At 72.2% G+C, this 12,134-nt stretch carries 10 protein-coding genes; 3 read left to right on the top strand and 7 right to left on the bottom strand.

What is annotated here, in order from left to right; genetic code table 11:
* Both NMN56_RS35350 and NMN56_RS35345 read left to right on the top strand, forming a co-directional pair.
* The coding region (locus NMN56_RS35350; RefSeq protein ID WP_283742543.1) for a helix-turn-helix domain-containing protein at positions 1-306 on the top strand (306 nt) is incomplete at its 5' end.
* Positions 307-504: 198 nt separating this feature from the next.
* Complete coding sequence (locus NMN56_RS35345) at positions 505-1,866, top strand: glutamate-cysteine ligase family protein (RefSeq protein ID WP_274041242.1); 1,362 nt, start codon at positions 505-507, stop codon at positions 1,864-1,866.
* Between the two features lie 80 nt (positions 1,867-1,946).
* On the opposite strand, the gene gdhA is transcribed toward NMN56_RS35345, so the two are convergent.
* Entirely contained in the window at positions 1,947-3,299 is a 1,353-nt protein-coding gene (gdhA, locus tag NMN56_RS35340) for an NADP-specific glutamate dehydrogenase (RefSeq protein ID WP_274041243.1), read from the bottom strand.
* A 211-nt stretch (positions 3,300-3,510) separates the two neighbouring features.
* Between gdhA and NMN56_RS35335 the strand changes: the two genes are divergently transcribed.
* Positions 3,511-4,947, top strand: coding sequence for an MBL fold metallo-hydrolase (locus NMN56_RS35335; protein ID WP_274041244.1), 1,437 nt, complete (start codon positions 3,511-3,513; stop codon positions 4,945-4,947).
* On the opposite strand, the gene NMN56_RS35330 is transcribed toward NMN56_RS35335, so the two are convergent.
* From NMN56_RS35330 to NMN56_RS35305, 6 genes are all read right to left on the bottom strand, one after another.
* Positions 4,940-7,468: a glycoside hydrolase family 65 protein gene (locus NMN56_RS35330; protein WP_274041245.1), complete on the bottom strand. Its 2,529-nt coding sequence runs from the start codon at positions 7,466-7,468 to the stop codon at positions 4,940-4,942. The two genes, NMN56_RS35335 and NMN56_RS35330, sit on opposite strands and share 8 nt — an antisense overlap.
* The gene (locus NMN56_RS35325) at positions 7,465-8,316 is read right to left on the bottom strand and encodes an HAD family hydrolase (protein ID WP_274041246.1); all 852 of its coding nucleotides are present in this window, start codon (positions 8,314-8,316) and stop codon (positions 7,465-7,467) included. The genes NMN56_RS35330 and NMN56_RS35325 overlap by 4 nt, the downstream gene beginning before the upstream one ends.
* 381 nt (positions 8,317-8,697) lie before the next feature.
* Positions 8,698-8,877: a hypothetical protein gene (locus NMN56_RS35320; protein WP_274041247.1), complete on the bottom strand. Its 180-nt coding sequence runs from the start codon at positions 8,875-8,877 to the stop codon at positions 8,698-8,700.
* A gap of 115 nt (positions 8,878-8,992) precedes the next feature.
* Positions 8,993-9,685, bottom strand: a complete 693-nt coding sequence (locus NMN56_RS35315) for a hypothetical protein (protein WP_274041248.1) — start codon at positions 9,683-9,685, stop codon at positions 8,993-8,995.
* On the bottom strand, positions 9,682-10,287 hold the full coding sequence (locus tag NMN56_RS35310) for a sigma-70 family RNA polymerase sigma factor (RefSeq protein ID WP_274041249.1): 606 nt from the start codon (positions 10,285-10,287) through the stop codon (positions 9,682-9,684). The genes NMN56_RS35315 and NMN56_RS35310 overlap by 4 nt, the downstream gene beginning before the upstream one ends.
* A 491-nt stretch (positions 10,288-10,778) precedes the next feature.
* Entirely contained in the window at positions 10,779-12,086 is a 1,308-nt protein-coding gene (locus tag NMN56_RS35305; protein WP_274041542.1) for a cation:proton antiporter, read from the bottom strand.
* Between the last annotated feature and the right edge of the window lie 48 nt (positions 12,087-12,134).

Here is a 12,134-nt window from a genome sequence, read left to right as displayed (position 1 = left end):
CCGATCACCCTGGAGGACATGGCCCGGCACGCGCACATGAGCGTGCGCACGTTCACCCGGCGGTTCCGTGGCGAGGTCGGCATGAGCCCGCTCAAGTGGGTGCTGCAGCGCCGACTGAACCAGGCACAGCGACTGCTGGAGTCCACCGACCTGACCGTCGCACGCGTCGCCACGGCCAGCGGATTCGGCGACCCCGTCACGCTGCGCAAGCACTTCCACATGCACGTGGGCCTGTCCCCCCTGGCCTACCGCCGCGCCCACAACGCCCCGGACCCGGTACACGCGGAGTCACCTCCGGCGCTCTGAGTCTCTTCAACCCGGCTCCGGGGGCGGGCAGTTGGGGCACGAGCAGCGCGTCACCCGGCGTGCGCAGCACAAAAGTTCGGGCCCGCTCGCCTGAAGGGGTTGCTCGCCGGCCGCCCTTCGCGCGCGTTCCTCACTTCCGCATCCGGGATGGTTCCCTTTCCCCGTCTCCTCCCCCGCCGACGCATCCCGAGGTGTGCCATGCCGATCGCCTCCGTCACGCCCCCGCTCTCCCGGTCCGCACTCCGCAGCGTCTTCGAGGAGCGCGGTGGGGACGAACTCGTCGGAGTCGAGGTGGAGACGGCGGCTCTCGATCCGCTGACCGGCGCCGCCGTTCCCTACGCGGGCGAGAACGGAGTCCGCGCGTACCTGGACTTCCTCAGCTCCCTTCCCGGAGCCGAACCCGAGCTGGACCACGGCGCGCTCGTCGGCGTGCGGCTGCCCGGCGGCGGCACGGTCTCGGTGGAGCACGGCGGCGCCGTCGAGTTCTCCTCGCGGCCCGCCACCCGCGTGGCCGACCTGGCCGAGCACACAGCCGGTGCGCTGCGTGAACTGGCCGCCGCAGCACGCCGGTTCGGGTTCGCTCTGGTGCCGGGCGCGCTGTATCCCTGTACCCCCTTCGAGGAGGTGAACTGGGTGCCGCATGCGCGTACCCCCCTCATGCGCCGCCATTTCGCGAGCCTGGGCGAAGCGGGGTGCTGGGGGTCGCACCTCATGTCGATGACGCTGTCGACGCAAGCCTCGTTCGACTTCCTCTCCCCCGCCGATCTCGCCGCCAAGTTGACGATGCAGGCCGCCGCTTCCACCCCGGCAGCCGCGCTCTTCGTGAACGCACCGGTGTACGCGGGCCGTCCGTCCTCGTTCCTCTCGCACCGCATGCACTACCGGAGCCGTACGGATCCGGCGCGCACCCGCGTGATCCCTGTGACGCTGCGCGAGGACTTCGACATCGAGCGGTTCATCGACTGGGCGCTGACCCTGCCGATGATCCACCGCGCGACTCCGGACGGCGGGTGCAGACCGGTGGAACCCGTGCCCTTCGGCACGCTGATCAGGTCAGGGTTCGAGGACGGCACCCTCCCCGACCTGGGGGACTGGCGGGCGCACCTCTCGCAGATCTTCTCCGATGTGCGGCTGCGGGCCACGCTGGAGGTGCGGGCCGTTGACGGGCCGCCCTGGTACGCGCTGATGGCCGTACCCGCGTTCTGGAGCGGGCTGACCTACCACGAGCCGTCCCGTACGGCGGCGCGGGACATGCTGCGCCATGTGAGCCGCGAGCGGCATCTGGCCGCGCTGGACGACATCGCGCGCCGGGGCATGGCGGCGGAGTTCGACGGCCGCCCCGTACGGGAGACGGCGGCCGAGCTGCTGCGGCTGAGCACGGAGGGGCTGCGGGCGCGCATCGCCGCCGGGCTGGAGCGCCCCGAGGCGCTGGCCTGCCTCGATCCGCTCCATGAGGTCGTCACCTCGGGCGTCACCTTCGCCGAACGTGTCCTCGCGGCATGGCACGAGGCGCCCGAGCGCTTTCCGGAACGGTTCGTGGCCGAGTACCGCATCCCGTAGCGCGGCGCGCGCCGCCGGGACCGGTGCCGCGCTCCTCCCCCGCCCTCTCGTACGGGCGGGGAGGGGAGCGCGGGGGCGGGTCAGACGACGCCCTGGCTCTGCATGGCCTCGGCGACGCGGAAGAACCCGGCGGCGTTGGCGCCGAGTACGTAGTCGTCGGCCTCGCCGAACTCCTCGGCCGCGGTGACACAGTCGGTGTGGATGCCGCGCATGACGGCCGCGAGGCGGGTCTCGGTCTCCTCGAAGGTCCAGGACACCCGGGCGGCGTTCTGGCGCATCTCCAGCGCGGAGGTGGCGACGCCACCCGCGTTGGCTGCCTTGCCGGGGCCGTAGAGGACGCCTGCCTCGCGCAGGACCTCGACGGCGTAGGGGGTGCAGGGCATGTTGGCGCCCTCGGCGACGGCCTTGACTCCGTTCTTGACGAGGCTGACCGCGTGCGCCTCCTCCAGTTCGTTCTGGGTGGCGCAGGGCAGGGCGATGTCGCAGGGCACGTCGTAGACGGAGCCGCGGGTGGAGAAGACGGCGCGGGCGCGGGCCTCGGCGTAGGTGTCGAGACGGGCGCGGCGCTCCAGCTTGATCTCCTTGAGGAGGTCGAGATCGAGGCCGTCCTCGTCGACGAGGTAACCGGAGGAGTCGGAGCAGGCCACGACCTGCGCGCCGAGCGCCTGGGCCTTCTCGATGGCGAAGAGGGAGACGTTGCCCGAGCCGGAGAGGACGACGCGGCGGCCGGCGAGGTCCTCGCCCCGGGTCGCGAGCATCTCGCGGACGAAGTGGACGGTGCCGTACCCCGTGGCCTCCGTCCGTGCGTGCGAACCGCCCCAGCCGATGCCCTTTCCGGTGAGGACGCCCGCCTCGTAGCGGTTGGTGAGGCGCTTGTACTGGCCGAAGAGGTAGCCGATCTCGCGGGTGCCGACGCCGATGTCGCCCGCGGGGACATCGGTGTGCTCGCCGAGATGACGGTGCAGCTCGGTCATGAACGACTGGCAGAAGCGCATGACCTCGGCGTCGCTGCGGCCCTTGGGGTCGAAGTCGGCCCCGCCCTTGCCCGCACCGATGGAGAGCCCGGTCAGCGCGTTCTTGAATATCTGCTCGAAGGCGAGGAACTTCACCGTGTCCAGGCCGAGGTCGGGCACGAACCGCAGCCCGCCCTTGTACGGGCCCAGGGCGCTGTTGAACTCCACCCGGAAGCCGCGGTTGACGTGGACCTCGCCGCGGTCGTCGGTCCACGGGACGCGGAAGAGCACCTGACGCTCGGGCTCGACCAGCCGCTCGACGAGCTTGGCCTCGGCGTATTCGGGCCGCTGACGCAGTACGGGAGCCAGGCTGTGCAGCACTTCGCGCACGGCCTGGTGGAACTCGGTCTCACCGGGATTTCGGCGCAGCACCTCCGCGTATACGGCTTCGATACGGGTGTTGGCATCCACGGGCATCATCCTCGTCAGTCGCTCGGTCGCTGGCACACCCGTCGAACAGGGCTGACCAGAAGGGTACGTGCGGGTGGCACGAGTCCCGCTCGGTGGTCGCCATACGAGACGGCGGAGCGCGGGGGTACGCGGGAGCGGGACCGGGAAATATACCCCGGGGGGTGTGGTGTTACGGTCGGACGTATACCCCCAGGGGTAAACCGTACGAAAGGAGTGTCCCGTGTTCTTCGTTGACACCATCGAGGTGGAAGGGCTCGGCAACCGCGGATACCTCGCCGGAGGAGAGCACGCGGCCGTCGCCGTCGACCCGCCCCGGGACATCGACAGGGTCCTCACCGCCGCTGCTCTGCGCGGGGTGCGGATCACGCACGTCGCCGAGACCCATGTCCACAACGACTACGTGACCGGAGGGCTGGAGCTGGCCCGCGTCACCGGCGCCTCGTACCTGGTGCCTTCGGGAGCGCGCGTCTCCTTCGCACGGGTGCCCGTCTCCGACGGCGACACCGCGGACCTCGACGGCGGGCTGACGCTGCGTGCCATCGCCACCCCCGGGCACACCCCGCACCACACCTCCTATGTGCTGGAGGAAGAGGGCTCGCCCGTCGCTGCCTTCACCGGCGGCTCGCTGCTGATCGGCACCGTGGGCCGCCCCGACCTGGTCGAGCCCCGGCTGACCGAACAGCTCGCGCGGGCCCAGCACGCCTCGGCGCACCGGCTCGCGGCCGAACTGCCCGACGGGACCAGCGTGCTGCCCACGCACGGCTTCGGCAGCTTCTGCTCGGCGACGGCGGCGGCGGGCGACTCCAGCACCATCGGCCGCGAGAAGCGGATCAACGACGCGCTCGCCAAGGACGTGGACGCCTTCGTCGCCGACCTGCTCGCCGGGCTGGAGGACGTACCCGCCTACTACGCGCACATGGCGCCGGCCAACGCCTCGGGGCCCGACCCCATAGACCTGACACCGCCGCCCGTCGCCGACCCCGCCGAGATCGCCGGCCGGCTGGCCTCCGGCGAGTGGGTCGTGGACCTGCGTCACCGTGTGGCCTTCGCGGAGGGGCACGTTGCCGGGTCCTTCAACTTCGAGGCCGAGGGGCAGCTCGCCACCTACCTGGCGTGGATGATCCCGTGGGGCAAGCCGGTCACGCTGCTCGCCGCATCTCCGGAACAGCTCGCGCACGCGCAGCGGGAACTGGCGCGCGTCGGCATCGACAGGCCCGCCTCTGCGGCGACCGGATCGCCCGCCTCCTGGGTACGCGAGGGAGAGACACCGGCGTCCTTCCCCCGCGCCACCTTCGCCGACCTCGCCACCGGCCTCTCCCCCGGCGGGAGGGCGCGCGACGGCGTGGTCGTACTCGACGTGCGCCGGGACTCCGAACGCGCCCAGGGACACATAGCGGGCTCCGTCCACATCCCGGTCCACACGCTGCGCGAACGCCTGCACGAGATACCCGGCGGCACCGTGTGGGTGCACTGCGCCGGCGGCATGCGCGCCGCCATCGCCGCCTCGGTGCTCGCGGCGAGCGGGCGCGAGGTCGTCGCGATCGACGACTCCTTCGAAGCCGCCGCCGCTGCGGGCCTCGGACTGAGCGACGGCCGGGCAGCGCCCGGCGGCGGCGGCCCGGCCGCCCCTGTGACGACGGACGAACCCGTCAGCTGAGGCCCGGTACGTGTCCTTCGGGGCGGATGGCCGGCGGGCCCGCGGGGAGGCCGAGGCTGCGGGACTCACCGGGTGCCACGTGTTCCGTGCGGTCGGGCAGGCCCACCGTGAGGGGCCCGGCGGCCGTCGGCGGTACGGACACCTCCAGCGTCTCCGACCGCACCCGGATACCGACGCCCCAGTGCCCGCGGAAGCGGACCGAGAAGCCGTACGCGTACAGCTCGGGCAGCGGGGACGGGTCAAGGCAGAGCGCCGCGTCGTGGATCTCCAGCCCGGGCAGGCCGCGCTGGACGAGGTCGAGGGTGCCGGCCATGGCGCCGAGGTGGATGCCCTCCGGCGTGGTGCCGCCCTGGATGTCGGCGACATCGCCGAGCAGCGCCTCCTGGACGTACGCCCACGCCTCGGGGCGCCGCTCGCGCGCCAGCAGCCAGCCGTGCACGAGGCCGCTGAGCGTGGACCCGTGGCTGGTGCGCGGCAGGTAGTGGTCGACGGTGCGGCGCCACAGCTCGTCGTCGAGCCGGTAGCCCAGCCTGCGGAAGAGCGCGGCGAGTTCGGCCGACGGGAAGAGGTAGCCGAGCATCAGCGCGTCGGCCTGCTTGGACGCCTGGTACCGGTTGACGGAGTCGCCCTCGGCCTCCAGGATCCGGTCGAGCCGCCGGATGTCGCCGTACCGTGCGCGGTAGCCCTCCCAGTCCAGTTCGGCCAGTTCGCCGTACCCCTCGAACTGGCTGATGACGCCCCGGTGGAAGGGCACCCGCAGCCGCCGTGAGACGTCCTCCCAGCGCTCCAGCTCAACGGCGTCCAGCGCCATCTCCTCGAACAGCTGTGTTCTGCGCGGCTCGGGGAGCGCGGCTGCCAGTTCGAGTGCGCGGGCCAGTACCCAGGCCGCCGTCAGGTTGGTGTACGCGTTGTCGTCCAGCCCCGGCTTCTCCGCTCCCGGGTACGCCTCGTGGTACTCGTCGGGCCCCATGACGCCACGGATGCGGTAACGGGCCTCGTCCGGGTCGTACTCCGCCGCCAGCGACCAGAAGCGGGCGATCCGCAGCAGCATGTCGGCGCCCTCGGCGTGCAGGAACTCCCTGTCCCCCGTCGCCTGCGCGTACCGCCACACGTTGTACGCGACGGCCGATCCCGCGTGCCGCTGGAGGTGCGAGGCGTCCGGGAGCCAGCGCTGCGAGCGGGGGTTGAGGTGCAGCGTCTGGGTCTCCTCGCGGCCGTCGCTGCCGCTCTGCCACGGGTACATCGCACCGCGCAGCCCCAACTCGCCCGCCGCGCGGCAGGCGGCCGGCAGCCTCCTGTGCCGGTACGTCAGCAGGGCGCGGGAGACCTCGGGCAGATGCAGGTTGAGGTAGGGCAGCACGAACAGCTCGTCCCAGAAGACGTGCCCTCGGTACGCCTCACCGTGCAGCCCGCGTGCGGGAACGCCCGCGTCGAGCACCGCCGTGTGCGGGGAGAGCGTCTGGAGCACGTGGAAGAGGTGCAGGCGCAGGATGTGCCCGGCCTCGCCGGGTACGTCCAGCTCGGCACGCTCCCACAGGTGGCGCCACGCCCTGTGGTGCGAGGCGAGGAGCCCCTCGAATCCGTCGGCGCCGCGCACCAGTTCGCACGCGGCCGTCGCGGGCTCGCTGATCGCCGGGTCACGCGAGGTGAACAGCGCAGCGGTCTTGTCGACGGTGACCGGCTCGCCGTCGCGCAGCGCGAGCGTGACCCGCTGCGCGGCGCGCGCACCGGACAGCGCGGTCGTGCCGGGGGCCTGCGGCGGGGAGACGAGGGTGCGCGCTGCCATGCCGATGCCCAGGCGCGAGGTGGTGGTGCGGCAGCGCAGCCAGACCGTGCCCTGCCCGGCCCCGCCCACCTCGTCCGGCTTCGGCATCTCGCCCGGATTCCACGCCTCGCCCATGCCCGCCGCCTCGCCCGTCTCGACGTCGCACAGGTGCCGGCCTGCCAGGGCGCTGTAGCGCTCGACGCCCGTGTTGCGCACGGTCCCGTCGAGCGCGGATTCGACCTCAAGTCCGCCCGACCAGCCCTCGGCCGTGAACGTCGTACGCAGCGCGGCCAGATGCGGGTCTCCCATGTGCAGCAGCCGCACCTGTTCGACGGCCAGCGTCCGCCCGTCGGGTGCCCGCGCGCGCAGCCGCCTGGTGAGGGTGCCGTGCGCCAGGTCGAGCGAGAGCCGGTGTTCGAGGGGGCCGGGCGCCTCGTCGGGTGACCACCAGGTGGCCGCACGGCTGCCGTCCTCCGAGGGGAAGCTGCCGTCGTCCGAGGGGAAACGGAAGCGCAGGGGGAGCCAGTTGGGGAGGTTGACCAGGTCCTCGTTCTCGACCTGCCTGCCGGCCACCTCGGAGACCAGCCGGTTGTAGCAGCCCGCCGCATAGGTGCCGGGGTAGTGATGGGGTCCCGCCTCGCATTCCGGTGCGGCGCCGCGCGTGGCGAAGTACCCGTTGCCGAGGGTGCACAGCGCCTCGCGCAGCCGCTCCTCACCGGGGTCGTACCCCTCGTACTCCCAGAGCCAGTCCGTCACGTGTCTCCCTCCCGCGCCTCTTCGTCCCGTGCCGTCTTCCGCCGCGCCGCGTCCTGCTGCTGCGCCGCTTCCCACGCCGCCCGCTGTGCCGGGTCGAGCAGCTCGGACAGGTCGTTCACGACGAGATCGGCGCCGTACGCGCGCAGATCGGCGGCATTGGCGGGGTCCTGGGTACGGTCCACGCCGATGACCTGTGCGAAGCCGCCCCTGCGCCCGGCCTCGACTCCGGCGAGCGCGTCCTCGACCACCGCCGTCCCGCCCGGCGGCGTGCCGAGCCGTGAGGCTGCCTCAAGGAACAGGTCGGGCGACGGCTTGCCCGCGAGTCCGAGCCGCGCGGCTTCCTGCCCGTCCACAAGCGTGCGCAGCAGGCCCATCAGGCCGGCGCGGCCGAGGAGTTCGCGCGCGTGACGCGAGGCGGAGACGGCGGCGCACGGAACGCCGGCTCCCTCCAGGACCCGCAGCAGCCACAGCGTTCCGGGCCACACCTCGACGGACCCGGTGCGCAGCCGCTCGCTGAACAGCCCGTCCTTGCGCGCCGCGACGGCCCGCACGCTGTCCTCTCCCGGCGGATCGTCCGGGCTGCCCTGCGGCAGCGCGACACCGCGCGAGGAGAGGAAGGCCGCCGCGCCGTCGAGGCGGGACTTGCCGTCGACGCAGCGGCGGTAGTCCTCCTCGCTGAACGGTCTGCGTGCCTCGTCCGGCAGGTCGCCGCGGCCTTCCAGCAGCGGGTCGAAGGCGGCCTTCCACGCGGCCTCGTGCAGATGCGCCGAGTCCAGGAGGACCCCGTCGGTGTCGAAGACGACGGCGCGTACGGATGCCAGCGCGCGCTGGGCCTGGTGTGAGGGCATACGGCGGAACGCTCCTCTCGGCGGGCCGTGAAGACCGTACGGACGCACCGGGTACCGGCGGTGCCCGCACGGAAACGGCCCGGCATGGTGCCTCCTCTTTTTAGCCCCGCGAGCGCGCGCGTGCCGGGACCGGTACGGCGGCGGGCGAGCCGGACCGCCGCCCCGGAGCCCCGTGCACGGCCCCTCCGCCCCCTCGACCCCACACGGCCCGACCCGGAACCGGCCGCCCTGCCCCCCGTACGGCCACGGCACGCGCGGCAGCGCCCGGCGCGCATCGGCTCGCCCGTACGGGGGGCGGCCCGGCGGGTCGGCCGACGCGGGGTGCGGGCCGTCTGACGGTCGCCGGTGGCTGACGGCCCGCCGGGGTGAGGGGGCACGGGGTCACATGTGGTTCCGGAGCCAGAAGGTGGCGAAGCTGACCGCGCCGGTACCTGCTCCGTAGCAGGCACCGCGTAACCAGAGGCTGAGCGCGGTACGGCGCCGGCGGTGCGCCCACCGGAGGAGTCTGCGGGAACGGGTCGGAACCTTGCCGGCGGCGTGTGCCGTGCCGTTGTCGTGCATGACAGATGCTCCTTCTCATCGAGGCATCGGTTGCGAGGACCCCTTCCGACCAGGGGCCAGGGGCCAGGGAGCCCGAAGGCCGGGTGAGGGCTCCTTCGCGCGTGTCCTGGCGGGTTCAGCCGTAGCTGTTGTCCGGGGCGTTGAAGCGGTGGAGCTGCGCGGCAAGGCCGCGGTCGGGGCGTCTGAGGATGATGCAGGAGCCGGTGCCCGAGGCGGCGAGGCGGACGACCTCCATCTCCAGTCCCCCGGTGGGAGGGCTGGCCCGGGTGCATCCGGTGACGCGTACGAAGCGGGTCATCTTCTCCAGCGAGACGAGGAAGTCCTTGTCGGGCGCCGGGGTGTCGAGCAGCGTGTCGGTGACCTGGTGGATCCAGTGCTGCGCCTCCCTCGTCTCCCCCCGCGCCAAGTGGTGGAGGTGGAGGCAGTAGGCAGCGGCGCGATGACCGGCGCCGGCGGCCAACTGCCACCAGAACTGGGCGCTCTCGGGGTGCTCGGTGAGATGGAGCAGGCAGGCGAAGACCAGGGCACCGTCGACGTCGAGCTGCTCCTCGCGAACGTCGGCCGGGGTGTCGGTGTCAGGGTCCTGGGCGAGACGGTCGACATGGTCGGCGGCGTCCGGCCTGTTGAGGTACCAGCGGCAGATCACCGACAGGTGCTCACCCGCGCGTGCGGAGCGCAGCATGTCCCGGGGCGGGATGGCCTCGGCTGCGTCCCGGGCCAGGCGGCGCAGCGCGGCGCCGACGTCGAAGGCGTCACCGGATGTCGTCGGGACGCGGGCGTTGGCCAAGAGGTCGTCGATGCTGGTCACTGTCCGTGGCCCTCCTTCTTGGTCTTGCGGGGGTTCTCCGGGAGGCCGAGCCGCACCCGCAGCCGCTCCTTGCCCTTACGGCCGTGGTAGTCGACGGTGCGGGTGTCAAGGCCCATGTAGCGGGCTATCTGTGTGGTCCTGTAGCCCAGGAGGTAGCGCAGCGCGATGACGGTGAACTGCCGGGTCGGCAGCTCAAGGATCGCCTCGTACAGGCCGCAGGAGCTGGGGCTGATCTCCAACTGGTCACGGACCGCGCGCAGGTTGTGGGCTATGGGCGCGTTGATGACGAACGCCGCCGGCCGGTCGTCGCGCCGTAGACGGTCGCTGACGCACCGGTGGAGGACCGCGAGTGCCTGCTCCTCCAGGTCGTCCTGCCGCAGGAGCTGGCCCCAGCCGCCCAGGATCTCCAGGAAGACCCGGTGCACCACGTGTTCGGCCGTGCTCCGGCTGCCGAGGTGGATCTCGGCAAAGGCGTGGAAGAACTCCTGGTGACCGAGGTAGAAGCCCTCGAAGTCCAGCGGCAGCCCGGGGCGGGCCTCGGCGGTCTCGCCGGCACTGCTTTCTCGGGGCGATACGTTCTTGCTGACATCGCCTTCGCTCACGCGTCCTCCAAGAGGGCTCACCGCGGCCCTCGACGCTGAGGGGCGGTGCTGTCGGGTGCGAACAACTGGCCCGCACAAGGGAGTAGTTGATCCCTTGGCCCCACCCTTGCGATTTCCGGGACCGCAAACTCATCGACGCCTGAGAAATATCACCCATTGATCATGAAGCGTCCACGGAACGTGATGCTGCTGGGGTTCGAGTGCCCGGCCTACCCGTTCCGACCAGCAGGAACGGCAAAAGCACCCGCGCCGGTGAGCAGAACAGGGCACCAAGGTGTCGTGCGTCACAGGCCGGGTGGCCGGGTGCTGGCATTTGTCGAACTGCGCCAGTCGACACTGGCAAGGGAACCCGCACGACCGGTCCGTAGCGTTCAGCCCGGACCAGCCGCCACCGCTGTGCGGCTGCTTGCCTCCATGCGGACGGAGCGCGGTCCGGCAGCGCGCGGGCGCAGTGGTCAGGTGCAGTGATCAGGTGCAGTGGTCAGGTCAGGTCAGGTCGCGTCCTCCGCCCGGGACGCGCCGCCGCTCTCCTGACGCGCGCCGCCGCTCTCCTGACGCGTGCCGTCGCCTTCCCCGAGCGCGCCGTTGTCGCTCTCCCCGAGTGCGCCGTCGTCGCGCAGGCCCGCCAGTTCCTCTACGTGGAACATCCGGGCGAGGGGCGCGTCCGTCGTGCTGTGTACGACGACGGAGAACGCGATGACGGCGGCGACCAGGACGAACGCCTCCTCGCCCTGCGGTATCCCGGACTTCAGTGCGAGCAGTCCGTAGACGACGGAGGCGAAGCCCTTGGGGCCGAACCAGCCGGCGGCGAGCTTCTCGCGCAGGCCGAATTCGGTGCCCGCCAGTGACAGGGTGAGCGTCACGGGGCGCACCAGCAGGATCACCAGCGGGACGACCGCCCAGGCGCCGAGGGTGAGTTCGCCGAGCAGCTTCGGGGTCAGCAGTGCCCCGAAGACGAGCAGCGCGGCGAACTTCGCCAGCTCGGTCAGCGACTCCCCCATCGGTCCGAAGGCCCGGGTGGCGTCGGGGGACACGGCTGCGAGCACGGCGCCGGCGGCGAAGGCGGCGAGATACGGGTTGGCGTGCAGCACGTGGCAGAGCGCGTACAGGGTGACGCCGACGGCGCAGGGAAGCAGCGGTTGCAGGCGGACTTCGGCGCCCAGCGCCCTGGCCCGTGTGAGCAGCCGTACGAGCAGCGGGAGCGCGACACCCATGGCGAGGCCGAGGCCCAGCTCGGCGGCGATGGCGGCGGGTTCCGTATCGGCGCCCGGGTCCCGGGTGGGGCCGATGGCGGCGATGAGGACAAGGACGAACGGCAGCGCGAGTCCGTCGTTGACGCCGCTCTCGACGTTGAGCAACTGGCGCAGCCTGCGCGGCACTTCGGTGCGGCTGACCAGTGCCGAGGCGAACACGGGGTCCGTCGGCGCGAGCACGGCCCCGACGAGGAACGAGGTCAGCCAGTCCAGCCCCGCGAGGTAGTGGGTGAGCAGCGCGATGCCGAGGAACGCCAGCGGCATGCCCAGCCCCAGCGCCCGCGCTGGGTGGCGCCAGCCTCTGCGCAGCGCGGGGAACGACACATGCGCGCCGTCGGTGAACAGCACGGCGAAGAGGGCCAGATCGGCGGTGAAGCGCACCACGTCGCTGCCTGGGTCGATGTGGACCAGCCCGAGGAAGCCGTCGCTGACGAGGGCTCCGCCCGCGAGGAACAGTAACGAGGTCGAGAACACCGACCTGGCGGCGAGCCCCGACAGCAGCACCGCCACCAGCAGTGCGGCCCCGAACACCACGGTGAGGACCACGGAGAGCCTCCGCAACAGCGCATCGACGACAGCCACCCACGCCCGGCC

Origin of the sequence: Streptomyces iconiensis (genome assembly GCF_028657195.3) — a bacterium.
GTDB classification, from domain to species: Bacteria; Actinomycetota; Actinomycetes; order Streptomycetales; family Streptomycetaceae; genus Streptomyces; species Streptomyces iconiensis.
This window is presented reverse-complemented; position numbering and strand designations above follow the sequence as displayed.

Coding starts and splice junctions, on each gene's coding strand:
- NMN56_RS35345 (WP_274041242.1), top strand. CDS start 505: ATGCCGATCGCCTCCGTCACGCCCCCGCTCTCCCGGTCCGCACTCCGC.
- gdhA (WP_274041243.1), bottom strand. CDS start 3,299: ATGATGCCCGTGGATGCCAACACCCGTATCGAAGCCGTATACGCGGAG.
- NMN56_RS35325 (WP_274041246.1), bottom strand. CDS start 8,316: ATGCCCTCACACCAGGCCCAGCGCGCGCTGGCATCCGTACGCGCCGTC.
- NMN56_RS35320 (WP_274041247.1), bottom strand. CDS start 8,877: ATGCACGACAACGGCACGGCACACGCCGCCGGCAAGGTTCCGACCCGT.